Genomic DNA, 19,388 nt, shown 5'->3' with positions numbered 1-19,388 from the left:
TAGCCAGTTGCCGCCCGCAACCGATAGCATCCCCGGAAAGCCGCCGTCCCCCAATCGTTACGCGGCACCCTCCGCTACGAAGGTCACCCATGCCCCACAGCTCTTCCTCTGCACCACGCGGCCGCGTCCGCCTTGCGCGCGGAGCATCGCCGTGGCTCCTCCCGACCGTCGCCACGGCCGCGGTCAGTCTCTCCCGCGCCCGGCGCTCCGGCCGCTGGGCGGCGCTGGCCGTGCCCACCACCGCGCTCGCGGCGGGCATGCTGTGGTTCTTCCGCGACCCCGATCGCGAGATCGCCCAGGGCCGGGTCATCTCCCCGGCCGACGGCGTGGTCCAGAGCATCATGCCCTGGAAGGACGGACGCACCCGCGTCGCGATCTTCATGAGCCCGCTGAACGTCCACGTCAACCGGGCGCCGCTGGCCGGCACGGTGACGTCGGTCGAGCACATCCCGGGTGGATTCGTTCCCGCTTTCAACAAGGAGAGCGAGAACAACGAGCGCGTCGTCTGGCACTTCGACACCGAGCTCGGTGACATCGAGATGGTGCAGATCGCCGGCGCCGTCGCCCGGCGTATCGTTCCTTATGTACCGCAGGACACAAAGGTGGAGCAGGGTGAGCGGATCGGCCTGATCCGCTTCGGCTCTCGCGTCGACGTCTATCTCCCGGAGGGGATCGAGGTCGCGGTCGAGGTCGGCCAGCCCACCACGGCAGGGGTGACACGCCTTGACCGTGATTGATCCGGACACACAGGCCGCCTGGGTGCCGGAAGCGGAGCCGGAGGACGAGGTCGACATGCCGCTGTCCACGCGGCTGTCGATAGCGGACACGCTGACCCTCGGCAATGCGATCTGTGGCTTCATGGCGGTGTACTTCACCACCACCGGCGTCCTCATGCCGCACCTCACGGGCAACGAGGACGGCGGCATGGCCCGCCACAGCGCGGCGACCGCCGTGATACTGATGCTGCTCGCGTCGGTCTTCGACCTCTTCGACGGGCTCGTCGCGCGGAAGCTGCGCAGCTCGGCGATGGGTGCGGAGCTGGACAACCTGTCCGACCTGATCAGCTTCGGTCTGGCGCCCGCGTATTTCGTGGTCGTCTGGGGCGTCGTCGCCCAGGACGCCCATCAGCGGGTGTCGGCGGTGGCGGCGATCGTGGTGCTGCTCGCCGTGGTGCTGCGGCTCGCGCGCTTCTCGTGCGTCCAGCTGCGGGACGGCATCTTCCAGGGGATGCCGAGCCCCTTCGGGGCGCTGACCGTCGTGTCGATCGTGCTGCTGGAGCTGCCGTTCGTCCCGACGCTGCTGGCGATCGTGGGCGTGGCGTGGCTGATGGTGAGCCGCGTCGAGTACCCCAAGCCGCGGGGCCGGCTCGCGGTGGCGATGCTGAGCTGGATCGTGCTGAGCATGGGCCTGCTGGCGGCCTGGGCGTTCGACGCGCCCGGCGGTGAGCTGCTCCTGCAGACCGGGTGCGCCCTCCAGGTCGTCCTGGGCGCGGTCATCCCGCTCTTCGCGACGGCGCGCCGTGTGAACACGTTCCGCGACAACCGTCGCGAGGCACGCGAGGCGGCGCAGCTGCCGTAGCGCTTGCGCTTGCTCTTCGGGGCGGGTCAGGGGTTTTTCTCCCCTGACCCGCCCTTTGCCGTTACCGGGGATTCAGCCCGTCCGCCGCAGGCGGGCCCGCGCGCGTCACGTCAGGAAGTCCGCCGCCACCCGCTCCGCGAGCCGTTCCAGCAGGGGCCCGGCCTCGGCCATGCACCGCTCCCGGTCCCGCTCCAGCGAAGCGAGCGCGTACGCCTTCGAGATCCCCGCCCCCCGCAGCGCGCCCTCGTCGAGCGAGAGCACGCCGCAGACCGCCACCACGGGCACGCCCCGGCGGCGCGCGGCCGCCGCCACCCCCACCGGCGCCTTGCCGTGGAGCGTCTGGGCGTCGAGGGACCCCTCCCCCGTGATCACCAGGTCCGCCCGTTCCAGCGCCGCGGCGAAGCCCAGCACGTCGAGCATGACGTCGATGCCCGGCCGGAACACCGCGTCCAGGCCGATCAGCGCCCCGTACCCCATACCGCCCGCCGCGCCGGCGCCCGGCGCCCGCGCGTACTCGGCGGCCCGCGGCCCGACGGCCGCTTCCAGCACGCGGGCGTAGTGGTCGAGAGCGGCGTCCAGCGCGGTCACGTCGTCCGGTGAGGCGCCCTTCTGCGGCCCGTAGACGGCCGCCGCGCCCTTCGGCCCCGTCAGCGGGTTGTCGACGTCACCGGCGAGCACGACCCGGGTCCGTGCGAGCCGGGGGTCCAGTCCGGTCAGGTCCGCCGCCGCGAGCCGCGCCAGGGCCCCTCCGCCGGGGGCGAGCGGCGCGCCGTGCTCGTCCGTGAAGCGCGCGCCCAGGGCGGTCAGCATGCCCGCGCCGCCGTCCGTGGTGGCGCTGCCGCCGACGCCGAGGACGACCGTGCGGGCGCCCGCGTCGAGCGCGGCCCGCAGCAGCTCGCCGGTGCCGTGCGTCCCGGCCGTGAGCGGGGCGTACGTCCCGCGCGGCAGGTGCCGCAGGCCCGAGGCCTCGGCCATCTCCACCACGGCGGTGTCGCCGCGCAGCGCGTACGCGGCCGTGACGGGCTCCCCCAGCGGCCCGGTCACCCGCTCCGTGCGGCGCTCGAAGCCCGCGGCGACGGCCGCGTCCACCGTGCCGTCGCCGCCGTCCGCGACGGGCAGTGCCCGGGCGTCCACGCCGGGCGCCGCGCGCCGCAGCCCGGCGGCCACGTGCCCGGCGACCTCGACCGCCGTGAGCGAGCCCTTGAACTTGTCCGCGGCGATCAGCACCCGGCGGCCGGACGCGCCGGAGCCCCCCGCCGTCGCCCCCGCGGCCGTCGCGTCTGTCATCTCGCCGTCCCCTCGCCGTCCGGGCCCGCGCCGCACAACGAGCGCGGGCCTCCGCGCCGCAGCGACCCTACCCGGGGGAATGCGCGTTGCCCATGCCTGCGGACGGCGTGCCAGGGCGCCCAATTCAGTGCATCCCGGCCATAGTGGGGCGGCATGAGCACCGACGCGCACGAGTCGCCCGACCCGGCTCCCCCCTCCTCGGCCGCCTCCGGCCCGCCGCAGGACGGCTCACCGGACCTGACCCTCGTCGCGACCGGCGCCGCCGCCGTCCTCGCGGTGGTGGCGTGGGCGGCGCTGGCCAAGCGCTCGTTCGACCGGGTCTCGTCGGCCGCGTTGAACTGGGTGCTGTCCAACTTCGCCTGGCTGTTCGTCATCGCGGCCGATGTGTTCCTCGCCCTGTGCGTGGTGATCGCGTTCAGCCGCTTCGGGCGGATCCGGCTGGGCCGGGACGACGACCGGCCGGAGTTCGGCAACCTCGCGTGGATCGCCATGATGTTCAGCGCCGGCATGGGCATCGGCCTGATGTTCTACGGCGTCGGGGAACCGCTGCTGCACTTCGTGTCCCCGCCCCCCGGCAGCGGTGTCACCGCGAACTCGCCCGCCGCGGCCCGCACCGCGCTGGAGTACTCCTTCTTCCACTGGACCCTGCACCCCTGGGCGATCTACGGCATGGCCGGTCTCGCCCTCGCCTACGCGGGGTTCCGCAAGGGCCGCGGCAACCGCCTGAGTTCCGCCTTCGTCCCGTTGCTCGGCGAGAAGCGGGCGGCGGGCTGGCCGGGGCGGTGCATCGATCTGCTCGCGCTCTTCGCGACCGTGTTCGGCACCGCGACCAGCCTCGGACTGGGCGCTCTCCAGGTGTCGAAGGGCCTCAACATCACCACCGGTGTCAAGGACACCACCACCCTCGAACTGATCATCATCGGCTCGCTGTCCGCGGCCTTCGTGCTGTCGGCCTTCTCCGGCCTGCACAACGGCGTCAAGTGGCTGAGCACCCTCAACATCGCGCTCGCCGCGTGCCTGATGCTCTTCGTGTTCGTCCTCGGCCCGACCGTCTTCGTCCTCAACACCATCCCGGCGGCCACCGGTGGTTATCTGCACGACCTGGTGAACCTCGCGACGCGCACCGGGGCGTTCACGGACTCGGCCTGGCTGGGGGCGTGGACGATCTTCTACTGGGCGTGGTGGCTGTCCTGGGCGCCCTTCGTGGGGACGTTCATCGCCCGGATCTCGCACGGCCGGACCATCCGTGAGTTCCTGATCGGGGTCCTGCTGGTGCCCAGCGGGGCGACGGTGGTGTGGTTCTGCGTGATGGGCGGGAGCGCGCTGCGCCTGGACATGACGGGTGCGGCGGACATGGCCGGGACGGTCAAGGAGGGCGCGGAGGCATCGCTGTTCGCGCTGCTGGACACCCTGCCGCTGGAGACGCTCACCTCGTGGATCGCGATGGCCCTGGTGATGACGTACTTCATCACGAGCGCGGATTCCGCGTCCCTGGTGATGGGTTCGCTCTCCAGCCGGGGTTCGCCGCACCCGCGCACCTGGCTGGTGGTGACCTGGGGCGTGCTGATGGCCGCGGTCGCGGCGGTCCTGCTGGTGGCGGGCGGCCTGAAGTCGCTGCAGTCGGCGACGATCCTGGTCGCCCTGCCGTTCGTGCTGGTGATGCTGGCGCTGTGCTGGTCCCTCGTACGGGAGTTGCGCGAGGACCCGGGCGCGGGCCCGGCCCGGCACCACGCGCTGCACGGGCTGCGCGACGCGATGAGCACGATGATCGGCGAGGCGATCACGGAAGCGGGCCCGGTCCGCCACGCCCGGCTGCGCCGCGTCGCGGAGAGCGCCCGCGACCGCGAGGACGGCGGCAAGGGCGGCGGGCCCGGGGCCGATTAGGCCGCGGTCAGGCCACGCCCTGCGGCTTCGTCTCCTGGCGCGCCAGCGCCTTCTTGTGACCGGCGTCGAGGACGGCGACCGCACCGAAGGTGACGGCCATGACCGCGACGGCGCCGATGTAGCACCAGGGAGAGGGAAGGTAGTCGACCGCGATCATCACCGACGGCTCCTTGCCGGTGAACAGACGGAAGAAGAGGGCGGCCGCCCCTTCCCAGAACCCCGCAATGAACACCAGGAGCATTCCCAGCCGGTACCAGGCCTCGTCCATGGCAGCCTCCGGATCGTGTCGCGCTTTCATGTGGACTTACGTTACGAACGTATCAGCCGCCCAAGCCATAATCATGCCCTTTTCCAAGGCAATGTCCATTTTCGTCACACTTTTCAGCTGGCGTACGCTACAACCATGCGTGACGAAAAGAAGTCTGCGGCCTGCCGGGTGTGCGGTACGGCGCTGCCCGGGACGACCCGGGGGCGCCCGCCGGTGTACTGCTCGCGCGGCTGCCAGGCCAAGGCGTACCGGCGGCGGAAGAGTCCGCCGGTCCCGGCGGCGCCCGCGCCCGCCGCGGAACCGGGCGCGCGGGCCCGCAGACGCCGCGAGATCGCCGGGGCCGTCTGGCGGATCGCCGCCGAGCGGGGGCTGCACGAGGCGAGCATGCGGGAGATCGCCGTCGAGGCGGGCGTGTCGCTGCGGGTCGTGCAGTACCACTTCGACAGCAAGCACGACCTGCTCGTCTCCGCGCTGCGGATGCTGCACGAGGAGAACGACCGCCGCGCCCGGGCCCGCGTCGAGGCGCTTCGGAGGCCGGACGACCCCCGCGCGCTGCTGCGGACGATCCTGGAGGAGTTCCTGCCGCTGGACGAGCAACGCCGCACGGCCCTGCGGGTGTTCGCCGCCTATTACGCGCGCAGCCTCACCGACCCGGATCTCGCCGCGGTCTTCCTGCACGACGAGCAGCCCCTGGAGGAGCTCGTCGCCGCGATCCTGCGCGGGGCCCAGGACGCGGGCAAGGCCGCCCCCGGCATCGACCCCGCCCCGGAGGCGGACCTCCTGCTCTCCGGTGTCACGAGCCTGGGCATGGACTCCGTCCACGCCCGCCGCACCCTGGCCTCGGTGAGCGAGGTCGTGGACTACCACCTCGACCGGCTCCTCCCCCTGGCGTGAGGCCCCGTCCCCGCCATGGGCGGGGCGCCGGGGCTACCAGTGGCGGCCTTCGGGGAGTTCGGACAGGTGCGGGGCGGACAGGTGCAGCACTTCGTACCGCTCGGTGGCGTCCTCGGTCTCGGGGACGGCGTGCTCCCACAGGACGAAGCGCATCAGCTGCCAGTGCCGGGGGTCGACCGCCAGCGCGGCGGTGTGGACGCCGTCGCGCCGGGCCAGGGCGCGCAGTTCGTCGATCTCGCGCTGAACGAGCTCGGTGACGCCCATGCCGGTGGGGTCGGGGTCGACGGGGATCGGGGTCAGGCGGCGGGAGGCCGCCTTCGGTACGGCGTTCCGGGCCGGGCCCGACTCGCCGGCGACGCCCGCCCAGTGCTGGACGACCGGCCGCCCGAAGTCCCGGATGATCCCCTGGAAACCGCCCCCGCCGACGAGGAAGGCGCTCATCGCGGCGGTGTCGTTCCAGAGGTAGAACGGGGCGTACTGGTTGACGGGAGAGCCGTTCACTCCACGCTCGCGGATGACGTACGCCTTCAGGCCGAGCCCGGCGCGGTCGTCGAGGATGTGGCCGAAATCGGCCACCCGCTTGCGGATGACGCGCATGTCGTAGTCGGCGGGCAGGGTGATCTCGTACTGCTGGGCGTGCATGCGGATCGGTGTCTTCCTGATGGTGGCCGGGTGTCTCACCGGGCGGTGGCATGCCCGGCCAGCAGGCCGAGCACACCGGCGACGGCCTGTTGGAACGGCTCCGTCGAATTCGCCGCGCGGGCCAGGACGTAGCCGCCCTGGAGCACCGCGACCACGGTCGAGGCGGTGGCGGCGGGGTCCAGGTCACCGGCCAGTTCACCGCGGTCGCGGCCTTCCGCGAGGACCTCGGCGAGGCGGCCGCGCAGCCACACGAAGGTGTCGTCGACCGGCGCGCGGAGCGCCTCGTCGGCCATCACCTCCGGATCCTGCGTCAGCCGGCCGACCGGGCAGCCCTTGAGGACGTCGCGTTCGCGCAGCAGATACGCGCGGATCCGCTCCAGCGCCGTGCCCGGTGCGGAGAACTGCTCCTCCGCCCTGGCCCGCATCTCCTCCGCGGTGCGGCGGATCGCGGCGAGCGCCAGGTCGGGCTTGCCCGCGAAGTGGTGGTACATGCTCCCCTGCCCGGCGCCCGCCCGCTGCTGGATGGCCTTGGGGCTGGTGCCGACGTATCCGCGCTCCCACAGGAGCTCACGGGTGCTCTCGATCAGGCGTTCCGAGGTGCTCATGAGGCGAGTGTACATACTCGTAGGTACAGACCTTCGGGCACCGCGGGCCTGCCCGCCCGTCGTCGGCGGGCGGGCAGGCCCGCGGTGCCGTCGGTCAGGACGGCTGGCACACGCCGAAGACCTTGAGGGTGACCGCGGTGGGGCTGACGCTGTTCACGCCGACCAGATAGCGGTTCTCCTCGGCCACCGGATGCTCGGCGATCTTCTCCATGACGCCCGACCAGTTGCCGACCTGGGCGTATCCGCCGCCGATGATCCGCGTGCCCGAGGGGCACACCGGGCTCTTCAGCACCTGCTCGCGTGCCATGGAGGCGACGGCGAACTCCTGCTGGACGATCTGCGGGCTCGCGGCGGTCCCGGGATCGCCCTTGGGACCGGCGGGACCCTGCGGCCCGGCGGGACCCGTGGCACCGACGTCTCCCTTGTTGCCCTTCGGGCCCGCGGGGCCGGTGGGTCCTGCCGGGCCCGACGCGCCGACCGGACCGACGGGGCCTTGGGTGCCGGAGGGTCCGGCCGGGCCGGTGGGCCCCGCCGGGCCCGCGGGGCCCGTGGGGCCGTTGGCGCCCGTAGCGCCCGTGTCCCCCGTGTCCCCCGTCTCTCCTCGTTCCCCCTTGGGTCCGGGAGGGCCCCCGGGCCCCGCAGGGCCCGCGGATCCGGCAGGCCCGGCGGGACCCGCGGGCCCGGGTCTGCCGGTCGAGCCGGACGGCCCGGCGGGTCCTACGGGTCCCACCGGCCCCGCGGGCCCGGCAGGACCGGTGTCACCGGGCTCGCCCCGGTCGCCCCTGGGCCCGGCGGGACCGACGGGCCCCCCGGGATCGCCCGGGTCACCCTTGGGCCCGGCCGGGCCGACGGCACCCTCGTCACCCTTCGGCCCGGCGGGACCGGTCGAACCGGCGGGCCCGACTGGACCGGCCGGGCCCGTGGGACCGGTCGAACCCGTGGGGCCTGCGGGACCGGCCGGACCCACCCGGCCGGGGTTGCCCTGGGGACCTTGCGGTCCCACCGCCCCGGCAGGGCCGGCCGGACCACCCGCCCCAGCGGGCCCCACCCGACCGGGGTCACCCTTCGGGCCGGTAGGGCCCATGGGCCCGGTGGCACCGTCCGCGCCCGCCGGACCCACCGCACCGGGGGCTCCCTTGGGTCCGGCCGGGCCCGTATTGCCCTTGTCGCCCTTGGGCCCGGCCGGACCCGCGTCCCCTGCCGGACCGGCGACTCCCTGGTCGCCCTGCGGCCCCGCGGGGCCCACGTCCCCCGGGTCGCCCTTCGGGCCGGCGGGGCCCGGTCCCGCCACGCCGGGTCTGCCCTGAGGCCCCACGGGCCCTGCCGGGCCCACGCGCCCCGGATCACCCTTGGGACCCTTGGGCCCGGCCGGGCCCGTCGACCCCTTGGGTCCCTTCGGACCCACAGGTCCAGCGGGGCCGCGATCCCCCCTGTCGCCTTTCGGCCCCCTGGGCCCCTTGGGGCCCTGATCACCGTGGTGATCGTGACGGTCGTGATGCCCCCCGCCACCGCACAGCGGCACCGAGCCGAACGCGCGGATGTAGCGCGCGCTCATCCAGCCGCCCCCGGCGAGCCTGTACCAGTACTTGTCCCCCCGGATGTCCTCACCGACGGCCCTGCAGTCGATGCGCACGCGTTCCCCGGGACCGTAGTCGCCGACGACCGGCGTGGAGGTCGACGGCCCTTTGCGTACGTGCTGCCCCACCCCGGAGACCACCTCGCCGGGGACCTCGGCGTACCGACTCCGCGCGACCGCGGACAGCACCCCGCCCGCCGACGCGCAGAGCGCGAACATCACCCCCAATGTGACGGCGCCGCCCCCCGCCACAAAGGTGCCGACCCGCCTCCTCATTAGCGACATATCGCTCCCATCACCCTCGAAAACCTGGAGTCGCACAGGACCACAGCCGTGGGAACGCACCGCTGAGACGGGCCCGCGCCTTGACCCGGATGCGGGTAGCGCGCCACCCGCGGGAGGGAAGGGCGGGCATACAAAACGACCCCGGAAGGGTGATGCGGCAAAATATCGACAAATCGCCAATAACCGGGCAGCCTTTCGCCGACTCCGGAAACCGTGGCGCGAATGTCGACACATCCACACTCCGCCGATCGCCGGCAGCAGGCGGACCGCCCGGCCCGCGACGGAAATCCCGTCGCCGGGCCGGAGGTCCCTGCGTACCCTCGCGCCATGAGCAGCAGCGGTGCGGAGCGGGGCCGGCGGCGCCCGCTGGTGGTGATCATGAGTGGCGCGGGGATCTCCACGGACTCCGGGATCCCCGACTACCGCGGCCCCAACGGGCTGTGGCGGCGCGACCCGGAGGCGGAGAAGCTCGTCACGTACGAGTACTACATGTCCGACCCCGAGATCCGCAGGCGTGCCTGGCGGATGCGGCGCGACGGCCCCGCGCTGCGGGCGCGGCCGAACGCGGCGCACGAGGCCGTGGTGCGCCTGGAGCGGTCCGGCACGCCGGTGCGCGTGATCACGCAGAACGTGGACGGGCTGCACCAGCTGGCGGGGATGCCCGACCGCAAGGTGCTCGAACTGCACGGTTCCGCGCGGTCGGCGCAGTGCACGCGCTGCAAGGCGCGGTCGAGCATGGCGGCCGCGCTGGAGCGGGTCGACGGAGGTGATCCCGATCCGGCGTGCGAGGTGTGCGGCGGCATCCTCAAGTCGGCGACGGTGATGTTCGGCGAGGGGCTGGATCCGGCGGTGCTGGGCGAGGCGGTGGCGCTGACCAAGGCGTGCGAGGTGTTCATCGCGGTGGGGACGAGCCTGCAGGTGCACCCCGCCGCCGCGCTCGCGGGCCTGGCCGCCGACCACGGCGCCCGGCTGATCATCGTCAACGCGGAGCCGACGCCGTACGACGACCGGGCGGACGAGCTGGTGCGCGAGCCGATCGGGACCGCGTTGCCCGCACTGCTGGACCGGATCGCGGCACCCTGAGCCCACCGTCAAGGAAAGATTGACAAATGATCAGCGTCAAGGAAACCTTGACGCCATGATCGCCACAGCGCAGCAGATCGTCGACCGCAGGACCGCGCTCCGCGCCGCGGGCTTCGGCATGATCCCCGTCTCGATCTCCTTGATCTTCATGGCGACGCGGATGTCCGACGACTCCGGCGTCGTCTCGTACCTCACCCTGGGCAGCGCCGCCTTCGTCCTTCTCGCGGCCATCACCCTGCTCACCGCGGCGGCGTGGTCCGGCAGGGCCGAGGCCGCGCGGCGCGAGCTCGACCGCGCGGCGCTGGACGCGCTGGAGCCCCTGCGTACGGCCGACGACCGATGAGCGACGAGCAGTTGATCGGCCCGGAAGAGGCCGTGAGCATCCGTGAGGGGATCGCGGCCGCCGTGCTCGGCACGCCGGACGGACTGGCCGAATCGCTGGAGCACGACCCCGCGGGCTACCTCCGCCTGGTGGCCGCCACCCGCGTCGGCGCCGAGGAGACCAGCCGCCTGCTGCGCGAGGCGGTGCAGGGAGCGCGGGCCGCGGGCCACAGCTGGGACACCATCGGCCGCATCCTGGGGGTGAGCCGGCAGGCCGCGCAGCAGCGGTTCGCCGCGAAGGCGACGGCGGCCGCGCCCGGCGCGACGGCCGGGGGGCCGGGGGCGCCGGAGCGGCGGGTGCTGACTCCGCTGACCGCCTTCGACGAGATGGCCGCGCTCGCGGAAGCGGGCCTGGAGGGCTGGCACGTCGTCGACTACGGCCCGTTCTTCCACGTGGTCGAGGCGTCGGACCGGCCGTGGGAGCACCGCCGCGTGCCGTTCGCCGTCGGCAACCGGCGCCGGCGGATGGAGGCGGAGGGGTGGGTGTCGGTGGGGGCGGGCTCCTTTCCCTGGGCGTACTACAAGCGCCCGCTGACACCCGAGGACTAGAACAGCCGGGGCTGTCCGTCGGCCGCGTCCGCGCCGCGCTCCAGGGCCAGGAGCGCGCGCTTGCGGTCCAGACCGCCGCCGTAGCCCGTGAGTCCGCCCGTCGAGCCGACGACCCGGTGACAGGGAACGATGATCCCGACGGGGTTCTTGCCGTTCGCCAGACCGACCGCGCGGGAGGCGCCCGGCGCGCCGATCCGCTCGGCGAGTTCGCCGTACGAGAGCGTCTCGCCGTACGGGATCTCCTGAAGCCCCGCCCAGACGCGCTGCTGGAACGGCGTACCGTCCAGCCGCAGCGGGAGCTCGAAGCGGGTCGACTCGCCCGCGAAGTACGCCGTCAGCTGGCGCAGGGCCTCGGTGAACGGCCGCTCGTCCCGCCCGCCGAACGTCTCCTCGGGCGGCCGGTGCCGCTGGTCGGTCATGTAGAGGCCGGACAGGGTGCCGTCGGTGGCGACGAGGGTCAGGGGACCCATGGGGCTGTCGGCGACGGTGTGTACGCGTTGCATGGTGCTCAGTCCTCGGGCATGTCGTTGATGGGGTGGTCATGGGCCGCCCACAGGTGCTGGACGGCGTACGCCCGCCACGGCCGCCACGCGGCGGCGTGCCGGGTCAGTGCCCCGGGCGTCGCGGGGAGGCCGCAGGCCGCGGCGCCGCGGCGGACGCCGAGGTCCGTCGGCACGAAGGCGTCGGGGTCGCCGAGCGCCCGCATCCCGATGATCCCGGTGGTCCACGGGCCCATGCCGGGGAGCTCGGCGAGCCGCGCGTACGCCTGCGACCGGTCGCTGCCGACGCCGAGGGAGAGCTCACCGGACGCGAGGGCCCGGACGAGTGTCACGATGGTGGTGCGGCGCCCCCCGGGCATGGCGAGCGCCGTGGGGTCGAGCCCGGACAGAGCCTCGGCGGAGGGGAACAGGTGGGTCAGGCCGCCGCCCGTGGGGTCGTCGACGCGCTCGCCGTGGGCGGTGACGAGACGGGCGGCGAGCGTACGGGCCGCGGCCGTCGACACCTGCTGGCCGAGCACGGCCCGCACGGCGAACTCCTCGGGGTCCACGGTGCGCGGCACCCGCCGCCCGGGGGCCTTGGCGACCAGGGGCGCCAACCGCTCGTCGGCGCCCAGCAGTTCGTCCACCGCCTCCGGGTCCGCGTCGAGGTCGAGGAGGCTCCGGCAGCGGCTGATGGCTCCGGCCAGGTCGCGCAGGTCGGAGAGGGCGAGGCGGCAGTCGATGTGGTCGGGTCGCGGGGCGAGGGCGACGGTCCCGTGGCCGTACGGGAGGCGCAGGGTGCGGCGGTACGCGCCGTCGCGCCACTCCTCCACGCCCGGCACGGCGGTCGCCACGAGGTGGCCGAAGAGGTTGTCGGGGCACAGGGGCGCCCGGAAGGGCAGACGGAGCGTCAGCACGCCGGGGGTGGTGGGGTGCCGGCCGCGCGCCGCGCGGGCGCGGAGTTCGCTGGGCGAGAGTGCGAAGACCTCGCGGACGGTCTCGTTGAAGGTGCGGATGGAGGAGAAGCCGGCGGCGAACGCGGCGTCCGCCATGGACAGTTCGCTGGTCTCGATGAGGATGCGGGCGGTCTGGGCACGCTGGGCGCGGGCCAGGGCGAGCGGCCCGGCGCCGAGCTCGGCGAGCAGCTGGCGCTCGATCTGGCGGGTGCTGTAGCCGAGGCGGGCGGCGAGGCCGGGGACGCCCTCGCGGTCGACCGTGCCGTCGCCGATGAGCCGCATGGCCCGGGCGACGAGGTCGGCGCGCTCGTTCCACTGCGGCGAGCCGGGGCTGGCGTCGGGCCGGCAGCGCTTGCAGGCCCGGAACCCGGCCTGCTGGGCGGCGGCCGCGCTGGGGTAGAAGGTCATGTTCCGGTCCTTCGGCGGCACGGCCGGGCAGCTCGGACGGCAGTAGATGCGTGTGGTGAGCACGGCGGTGTAGAACCACCCGTCGAAGCGGGCGTCCTTGGAGCGGACGGCCCTGACACAGCGGTCGAAGTCGGTGTACATGCCTCCAGGATCGTCCGCGCGGGCCGCCTTGGCTCGCGGAAATCCGACATGGACGTGGAGGGACCGGGCACCCGGCGGATCGGGTCGGAGTGCCCCGGGCCGAGGCGACGGGGAGGCGTGTCCGGCAGGCCTCTGCCCGGCCGCGGGCCCACGGGCCGCCTGCGGCGGGGCGCCCTGCCGGGCCCCGGACGGGCCGGCCCGCGCGGGCCGAATGCGCACCGACATCAGCCGCATCCGGCCCGTCCGGCGTCCGAGGACACCGCCGCGCAGCGGCGGTGCGGACGGCGCGGCCCGCAGCCGGCCACAGGACCCGGCGGCTCCCGTCAGGCGAGCAGCTTCAGGATGTTCTCCGTCGTGTCCGTCTCTGCCAGGCGCGGGAAGACCTTCTCGACGGCGACGCGGTGGGTCTCCGGGTCGAGGTCGGTGACGGCGTCGGTCGCGACCGTCACGTGGTAGCCGTGCTCGTGGGCCGCGCGGGCGGTGGACTCGACGCCCGCGCCCGTCGCGATGCCCGCGAGGACGATCTGGGTGACGCCGCGGCGGCGCAGCTGGAGGTCGAGGTCGGTGGCGTGGAAGGCGCCCCAGGTGTGCTTGGTGACCACGATGTCGCTGTCCTGGCGGTCGAGTTCGGGGGCCAGGTCGGCGAAGTCGGCCGGGAACCGGCCGCCGCGCAGGGGCGCCTCGGAGCGGCCGGGCGCGGCGCCCACGACCCGTACCAGGACGACCGGCAGGCCGCGCTCGCGGAAGGCGGCGGCCAGTTGGGCACCGCGGCCCAGGATCTCGGCGGACGGGTGGACGGTGGGGAGGGCGAGGATGCCCTTCTGGAGGTCGACGAGGACGAGCGCGGTGTTGGGGTCGAGCGTGGTGGCGGGCATGGGGATCTCCTCAGGTGCGGGTGCGCAGGGCGCGGTCGGTGACGGTCAGGACGACGAGGGACAGGCTCAGCACACCGGTGACGGTGGCGAGGTGGTGCAGGCCGGTGTCGGTGGCCCGCGCTCCGTAGCAGAGGCCGAGCAGGGCGGTGGCGGCGATGGCGCCGAGGTACTGGGCGGTGCGCTGGAGTCCGGCCGCGGCGCCCACGCCCCCGGGCGGGGCCTGGGCGTAGACGGCCGCCTGGTTGCCGGTGGAGGCGAGGCCCTGCGGTACGCCGAAGAGCACGGAGGTCAGCAGCAGCGCGGCGAGCGGGGAGCCGCCGTGCGCGAGGAGCAGTCCTCCGCTGCCGAGGGCGAGCAGGGCGGCCGCCGTGGTGAGGGGCGCGCGGATGCCCTTCGTACGGGCGCCGAGCAGTGAACAGACCGCCGCCGCACCGGACATGGGGAGCATGACGAGGCCGGTGGCGAGGGAGGAGTAGCCGTGCGCCTCCTCCAGCCACTGGGTGAAGCCGTAGAGCGTGCAGTAGATGGTGAGGTAGGCGAGCCCGTGCCGCAGATAGGTGACGGCGAGGGGGCGGTTGCGCAGGAGCGCGGGCAGCGGGGTGCGCTCGGCGGGGCGTCCGGCCCCGCGGGACGGGAGGGCGCCGTCGCGCGGCAGCCACCACAGCCCGAGGACCAGCGGGATCAGGGCGAGCGGCACGTTGACGGCGAAGATGCCGCGCCAGCCGGTGGTGGCGGTGAGCAGCCCGCCGAGCGCGGGACCGACTGCGGCGCTGCCGAGCGCCGCGAGGGAGAGCCGCCCGAGGACGGTGCGCGGAGGTTCGCGGCCGACGCGCAGGGACTCGGCCCGGAGCATGGCCATGGCCGCGGGGTACGCGGCGGAGGTGCCGATGCCCAGCAGCACGCGGGCGGCGATCAGCCACCCGAGGCCGGGGGCGAGCGCCCCGGTCAGGCCCGCGGCGCACACCACCACGAGGCCGGCGAGGAAGACGCGGCGCGGGCCGAGGAGATCGGCGAGGCGGCCCATGAGCGGCTGGCCGACGGCGCTGGCGAGGTAGAGGGAGGAGATCAGCCAGGCGGTGCCGGCCGGGCCGGTCCCGAAGTCGCGGCCGATGGCGACGAGGCCGGTGGCGATCGCGGTGGTGTTGACGGGGTTGAGGACCGAGCCCAGCAGGAGGGGCGCCATGAGGCGGCCGCCGAAGCCGGGCGCGTGGGTCGCGGCGGGCGCGTCGTCCCCCCGCGCCGTCCCGCCGTTGTCGTGCGCCGCCCCGGTGGCGGGGGTCCGGGGCGCACCTCTGAGGCTCACTCCTCGACCAGACGTTTGAGCAGCCGGGTGGCCTCGGTCAGGGTGCGCTGTTCGTCGGGGTCGAGGCGGCGCTCGATGGCGGAGGCGAGCCAGCTGTTCTTGGAGTCCCGCACGGACGCGAGGGCCTCCTCTCCCTCGGGGGTGAGGGAGAAGACGACCTGCCGGCCGTCCGTGGGGTGCGGGGAGCGGGCGACGATCTCCATGTCCTCCAGGACACCGAGGATCACGCGCATGGACTGGGGGCGGACGAGCTCCGCGCGGGCCAGGGCGGCGGTCGTGGCGGGGCCGTCGGTGCCGAGCCGGCCGATCACGGTGCGCTGGGACGGGGTGAGAGCACCCTGCGGCGAGGCCGTGCGCAGGCGTCTCATGAGCTGGGAGACGGTGGCGGCCAGGTCGGCCGCGACGCGTTCCTGTTCCTTGTCACTCATGGTTCCACCGTAAATAACAACAGACAAACTTGCAAGTTTGCCTGTCTGGTTATCCACAGGCGGCGTGCTGGTCTTGCCACCGAGCGTGACGGGTCATACGGTCGCAGGCACACGCGGATCTACGCGTGTCAGCCTGGCTGACGCCCCGGCAAAGGAGCAGCTCATGGCCAATGTTGTGCGCGCCGCTCTGGTTCAGGCGACCTGGACCGGCGACACCGAGTCGATGATCGCCAAGCACGAGGAGCACGCCCGCGCCGCCGCCGCGCAGGGCGCGCAGGTGATCGGCTTCCAAGAGGTCTTCAACGCCCCGTATTTCTGTCAAGTGCAGGAGAGCGAGCACTACCGCTGGGCCGAGGAGGTGCCCGACGGGCCCACCGTGCGACGGATGCAGGAGCTCGCGCGGGAGACCGGCATGGTGATCGTCGTGCCCGTCTTCGAGATCGAGCAGTCCGGTTTCTACTACAACACGGCGGCCGTCATCGACGCCGACGGCCGCTATCTGGGGAAGTACCGCAAGCACCACATCCCCCAGGTCAAGGGCTTCTGGGAGAAGTACTACTTCAAACCGGGCAACCTCGGCTGGCCCGTCTTCGACACGGCCGTCGGCAAGGTCGGCGTCTATATCTGCTACGACCGCCACTTCCCCGAGGGCTGGCGCTCGCTCGGCCTGGCCGGCGCCCAGCTGGTCTACAACCCCTCGGCGACCTCGCGCGGACTCTCCGCCTACCTCTGGCAGTTGGAGCAGCCCGCGGCCGCCGTCGCCAACGAGTACTTCATCGCCGCGATCAACCGCGTGGGCCGCGAGGAGTACGGCGACAACGACTTCTACGGCACCTCGTATTTCGTGGACCCGCGCGGTCAGTTCGTCGGTGACGTCGCCAGCGACACCAAGGAGGAACTGGTCGTCCGCGACCTGGACTTCGGCCTCATCGACGAGGTGCGGCAGCAGTGGGCCTTCTACCGCGACCGCAGGCCCGACGCCTACGAAGGGCTGGTCCGGCCGTGAGCGCCGCGCCCCCGGGGGCCGCTCCCGCCGCTCCCGCGCCGTCCGCCGCCGCCTCGCTGCACGTCCGGCACCGGGCCGTGATGCCCGAGTGGCTCGCGCTCTACTACCGCGAGCCGCTGGAGCTCACCCACGGCGAGGGCCGCCATGTGTGGGACGTCCAGGGCCGCCGCTACCTCGACTTCTTCGGCGGCATCCTCACCACCATGACCGCCCACGCCCTCCCCGAGGTCACCAAGGCGGTCGCCGAGCAGGCCGGCCGGATCCTGCACACCTCCACGCTCTATCTCGACCGGCACATGGTGGAGCTGGCCGAGCGGATCGCCTCCCTCTCCGGGATCCCCGACGCCCGGGTCTTCTTCACCACCTCCGGCACCGAGGCCAACGACGCGGCCCTGCTGCTGGCCACCACCCACCGCCGCTCCAATCAGATCCTGGCGATGCGCAACAGCTACCACGGCCGTTCCTTCTCCTCGGTCGCCGTCACCGGCAACGCCTCCTGGTCCCCCACCAGCCTCTCCCCCCTGCAGACGCTCTATCTGCACGGCGGCGTGCGCGGCAGCGGGCCGTACGCGGCGCTGTCCGACGGGGAGTTCATCGCGGCGTGCGTCGCCGACCTGGAGGACATGCTCGGCCAGGCGCACGGCAACGTCGCCGCCCTGATCGCCGAACCGGTGCAGGGCGTCGGCGGGTTCACCGCACCGCCCGACGGGCTGTACGCCGCGTTCCGCGAAGTCCTCGCGCGCCACGGCATCCTGTGGATCTCCGACGAGGTGCAGACCGGCTGGGGCCGCACCGGCGACCACTTCTGGGGCTGGCAGGCGCACGCGGCGAGCGGCCCGCCCGACGTCCTCACCTTCGCCAAGGGCATCGGCAACGGCATGTCCATCGGCGGGGTCGTCGCCCGCGCCGAGGTCATGAACTGCCTGTCCGCCAACTCCATCTCGACCTTCGGGGGCAGCCCCGTCACCATGGCCGCGGGCCTGGCCAACCTCACCTATCTGCTGGAGCACGACCTCCAGGGCAACGCCCGCCGCGTCGGCGGCCTGCTCATCGAGCGGCTCCGCGCCATCGCCGCGGGGCTCCCCGTCGTCCGCGAGGTGCGCGGCCGGGGCCTGATGGCCGGCGTCGAGCTCGTACGGCCCGACGGGTCGCCCGCGCCGGAGGCCGCCTCGCTCGCCCTGGAGCACGCCCGCGAGCGCGGCCTGCTGATCGGCAAGGGCGGCCGCGAGGCGAACGTGCTGCGCATCGCCCCGCCGCTGAGCCTCACCGTCGCCGAGGCCGAGGAAGGCGCCGCGATCATCGAGGAGACCCTGCGTCAGGTGCAGCGCGCCGAAGGAGAGGAACGCCCATGACCAGAACGGCCATTCGCGGCGGGCTCGTCATCACCGCCGCCGAGGAGACGCGGGCGGACGTCCTGATCGAGGACGGCAAGGTCGCCGCCCTGGCCACGCCCGACAGTGCCTTCGCCCAGGGCTGGACCGCGGACCGCACGCTGGACGCCACCGGGAAGTACGTCGTCCCCGGCGGGGTCGACGCCCATACGCACTTCGACCTCCCCTTCGGCGGCACCGCCTCCTCCGACACCTTCGAGACGGGCACCCGCGCCGCGGCGTGGGGCGGCACCACGACCGTCGTCGACTTCGCCGTCCAGCCGCGCGGCGGGGCGCTGCGCGAGGGGCTCGACACCTGGCACGCCAAGGCCGAGGGCACCTGCGCGATCGACTACGCCTTCCACATGATCCTCTCCGATGTGAACGAGGGTTCGCTCAAGGAGATGGACCTCCTGGTGGGCGAGGGCGTCACGTCGTACAAGCTCTTCATGGCCTACCCGGGGGTGTTCTACAGCGACGACGGGCAGATCCTGCGGGCCATGCAGCGCGCCGCGGGCAACGGCGGGCTGATCATGATGCACGCCGAGAACGGCATCGCCATCGACGTCCTGGTGGAGCAGGCCCTCGCCGCGGGCCACACGGATCCGCGCTATCACGGCGAGGTCCGCAGGGCCCTGCTGGAGGCCGAGGCCACCCACCGGGCCATCCAGCTCGCCCGGGTGGCGGGCAGCCCCCTCTACGTCGTGCACGTCTCCGCCGAGGAGGCGCTCGCCGAGCTGGTCCAGGCGCGGGATGCAGGCCTGCCGGTCTTCGGCGAGACCTGCCCGCAGTATCTCTTCCTGTCCACCGACAATCTCGCCGAGCCGGGCTTCGAGGGCGCCAAATACGTCTGCTCGACGCCCCTGCGGCCCCGCGAGCACCAGGACGCGCTCTGGCGCGGGCTGCGCACGGACGACCTCCAGGTGGTCTCCACCGACCACTGCCCGTTCTGCTTCTCCGGCCAGAAGGAGCTCGGCCGCGGGGACTTCTCGAAGATCCCCAACGGCCTGCCCGGCGTGGAGAACCGCATGGACCTCCTCCACCAGGCGGTCGTCGAGGGCCGGATCACCCGCCGCCGCTGGATCGAGATCGCCTGCGCCGCCCCCGCCCGGATGTTCGGCCTCGCCCCGCACAAGGGCGGCATCGCCCCCGGCGGCGACGCCGACATCGTCATCTACGACCCGCACGCGGAGCAGACCCTCTCCGCCGCGACCCACCACATGAACGTCGACTATTGCGCGTACGAGGGGAAGCGGATCACCGGGCGGGTCGAGACCGTCCTGTCACGCGGCGAGACCGTCATCGAGCAGCGGCGGTTCACGGGGCGGGCCGGGCACGGCCGCTATGTACCTCGCACCACCTGTCAGTACCTCGCGTAAGGAGCACCGCC

General features: G+C 73.5%; 20 protein-coding genes. 10 read left to right on the top strand and 10 right to left on the bottom strand.

All coding sequences use genetic code 11. The features are described 5' to 3' along the window. Positions 1–89 precede the first annotated feature (89 nt). The gene (locus DXZ73_RS32970; RefSeq protein ID WP_116214610.1) at positions 90–737 is read left to right on the top strand and encodes a phosphatidylserine decarboxylase; all 648 of its coding nucleotides are present in this window, start codon (positions 90–92) and stop codon (positions 735–737) included. Further along, entirely contained in the window at positions 724–1,578 is an 855-nt protein-coding gene (pssA, locus tag DXZ73_RS32965; protein WP_205519278.1) for a CDP-diacylglycerol--serine O-phosphatidyltransferase, read from the top strand. The genes DXZ73_RS32970 and pssA overlap by 14 nt, the downstream gene beginning before the upstream one ends. Positions 1,579–1,683: 105 nt before the next feature. Here the strand turns inward: pssA and DXZ73_RS32960 are convergent, their stop codons facing one another. Next, positions 1,684–2,865, bottom strand: coding sequence for a glycerate kinase (locus DXZ73_RS32960; RefSeq protein ID WP_116214608.1), 1,182 nt, complete (start codon positions 2,863–2,865; stop codon positions 1,684–1,686). Positions 2,866–3,018: 153 nt separating this feature from the next. On the opposite strand from DXZ73_RS32960, the gene DXZ73_RS32955 reads away from it, so the two are divergent. Continuing rightward, complete coding sequence (locus DXZ73_RS32955) at positions 3,019–4,749, top strand: BCCT family transporter (RefSeq protein WP_116214607.1); 1,731 nt, start codon at positions 3,019–3,021, stop codon at positions 4,747–4,749. Between the two features lie 7 nt (positions 4,750–4,756). Here DXZ73_RS32955 and DXZ73_RS32950 read toward each other — a convergent pair whose 3' ends face one another. Next, the gene (locus tag DXZ73_RS32950) at positions 4,757–5,047 is read right to left on the bottom strand and encodes a hypothetical protein (RefSeq protein WP_162890417.1); all 291 of its coding nucleotides are present in this window, start codon (positions 5,045–5,047) and stop codon (positions 4,757–4,759) included. A 105-nt stretch (positions 5,048–5,152) separates the two neighbouring features. Between DXZ73_RS32950 and DXZ73_RS32945 the strand changes: the two genes are divergently transcribed. Next, positions 5,153–5,911, top strand: coding sequence for a TetR/AcrR family transcriptional regulator (locus DXZ73_RS32945; protein WP_116214605.1), 759 nt, complete (start codon positions 5,153–5,155; stop codon positions 5,909–5,911). Between the two features lie 33 nt (positions 5,912–5,944). Here DXZ73_RS32945 and DXZ73_RS32940 read toward each other — a convergent pair whose 3' ends face one another. From DXZ73_RS32940 to DXZ73_RS39755, 3 genes are all read right to left on the bottom strand, one after another. After that, on the bottom strand, positions 5,945–6,553 hold the full coding sequence (locus DXZ73_RS32940; RefSeq protein ID WP_116214604.1) for a DUF4865 family protein: 609 nt from the start codon (positions 6,551–6,553) through the stop codon (positions 5,945–5,947). A 35-nt stretch (positions 6,554–6,588) separates the two neighbouring features. Continuing rightward, positions 6,589–7,158, bottom strand: coding sequence for a TetR/AcrR family transcriptional regulator (locus tag DXZ73_RS32935; RefSeq protein ID WP_116214603.1), 570 nt, complete (start codon positions 7,156–7,158; stop codon positions 6,589–6,591). Between the two features lie 94 nt (positions 7,159–7,252). Further along, entirely contained in the window at positions 7,253–7,465 is a 213-nt protein-coding gene (locus DXZ73_RS39755; protein ID WP_240351846.1) for a hypothetical protein, read from the bottom strand. A gap of 1,881 nt (positions 7,466–9,346) precedes the next feature. On the opposite strand from DXZ73_RS39755, the gene DXZ73_RS32920 reads away from it, so the two are divergent. The 3 genes from DXZ73_RS32920 to DXZ73_RS32910 are packed head-to-tail and all read left to right on the top strand — an operon-like array spanning position 9,347 to position 11,032. Further along, entirely contained in the window at positions 9,347–10,102 is a 756-nt protein-coding gene (locus DXZ73_RS32920) for an SIR2 family NAD-dependent protein deacylase (RefSeq protein ID WP_116214601.1), read from the top strand. A 55-nt stretch (positions 10,103–10,157) separates the two neighbouring features. Beyond that, positions 10,158–10,445 carry a hypothetical protein gene (locus DXZ73_RS32915; RefSeq protein WP_116214600.1) on the top strand — a complete coding sequence of 96 codons (288 nt, stop codon included), beginning with the start codon at positions 10,158–10,160 and terminating at the stop codon, positions 10,443–10,445. Next, the gene (locus DXZ73_RS32910) at positions 10,442–11,032 is read left to right on the top strand and encodes a hypothetical protein (RefSeq protein ID WP_116214599.1); all 591 of its coding nucleotides are present in this window, start codon (positions 10,442–10,444) and stop codon (positions 11,030–11,032) included. The genes DXZ73_RS32915 and DXZ73_RS32910 overlap by 4 nt, the downstream gene beginning before the upstream one ends. Here DXZ73_RS32910 and DXZ73_RS32905 read toward each other — a convergent pair. From DXZ73_RS32905 to DXZ73_RS32885, 5 genes are all read right to left on the bottom strand, one after another. Further along, the gene (locus DXZ73_RS32905; protein WP_116214598.1) at positions 11,029–11,535 is read right to left on the bottom strand and encodes a methylated-DNA--[protein]-cysteine S-methyltransferase; all 507 of its coding nucleotides are present in this window, start codon (positions 11,533–11,535) and stop codon (positions 11,029–11,031) included. The genes DXZ73_RS32910 and DXZ73_RS32905 overlap by 4 nt on opposite strands. A 5-nt stretch (positions 11,536–11,540) precedes the next feature. Then, positions 11,541–13,016: an AlkA N-terminal domain-containing protein gene (locus DXZ73_RS32900; protein WP_116214597.1), complete on the bottom strand. Its 1,476-nt coding sequence runs from the start codon at positions 13,014–13,016 to the stop codon at positions 11,541–11,543. A gap of 323 nt (positions 13,017–13,339) precedes the next feature. After that, on the bottom strand, positions 13,340–13,891 hold the full coding sequence (locus DXZ73_RS32895; RefSeq protein WP_116214596.1) for an isochorismatase family protein: 552 nt from the start codon (positions 13,889–13,891) through the stop codon (positions 13,340–13,342). Between the two features lie 10 nt (positions 13,892–13,901). Continuing rightward, entirely contained in the window at positions 13,902–15,194 is a 1,293-nt protein-coding gene (locus DXZ73_RS32890) for an MFS transporter (protein ID WP_240351599.1), read from the bottom strand. Then, complete coding sequence (locus DXZ73_RS32885) at positions 15,191–15,622, bottom strand: MarR family winged helix-turn-helix transcriptional regulator (protein WP_116214595.1); 432 nt, start codon at positions 15,620–15,622, stop codon at positions 15,191–15,193. Before DXZ73_RS32885 ends, DXZ73_RS32890 begins: the two co-directional genes overlap by 4 nt. Positions 15,623–15,785: 163 nt before the next feature. Here DXZ73_RS32885 and DXZ73_RS32880 point away from each other — a divergent pair, with 163 nt between their 5' ends. The 3 genes from DXZ73_RS32880 to hydA all read left to right on the top strand — a co-directional run bounded on the left by DXZ73_RS32880 (position 15,786) and on the right by hydA (position 19,377). Beyond that, positions 15,786–16,628: a nitrilase-related carbon-nitrogen hydrolase gene (locus tag DXZ73_RS32880; protein WP_116214594.1), complete on the top strand. Its 843-nt coding sequence runs from the start codon at positions 15,786–15,788 to the stop codon at positions 16,626–16,628. Between the two features lie 80 nt (positions 16,629–16,708). Beyond that, positions 16,709–17,980, top strand: a complete 1,272-nt coding sequence (locus tag DXZ73_RS32875; protein WP_116216032.1) for an aspartate aminotransferase family protein — start codon at positions 16,709–16,711, stop codon at positions 17,978–17,980. Beyond that, positions 17,977–19,377: a dihydropyrimidinase gene (gene hydA / locus DXZ73_RS32870; protein WP_116214593.1), complete on the top strand. Its 1,401-nt coding sequence runs from the start codon at positions 17,977–17,979 to the stop codon at positions 19,375–19,377. Before DXZ73_RS32875 ends, hydA begins: the two co-directional genes overlap by 4 nt. Positions 19,378–19,388: the final 11 nt, after the last annotated feature.

The sequence above is a fragment of the Streptoverticillium olivoreticuli subsp. olivoreticuli genome (assembly GCF_003391135.1).
GTDB lineage: Bacteria > Actinomycetota > Actinomycetes > Streptomycetales > Streptomycetaceae > Streptomyces > Streptomyces blastmyceticus.
The sequence above is the reverse complement of the archived record's forward strand: the minus strand, read 5'-3'. Positions and strand labels throughout refer to the sequence as shown.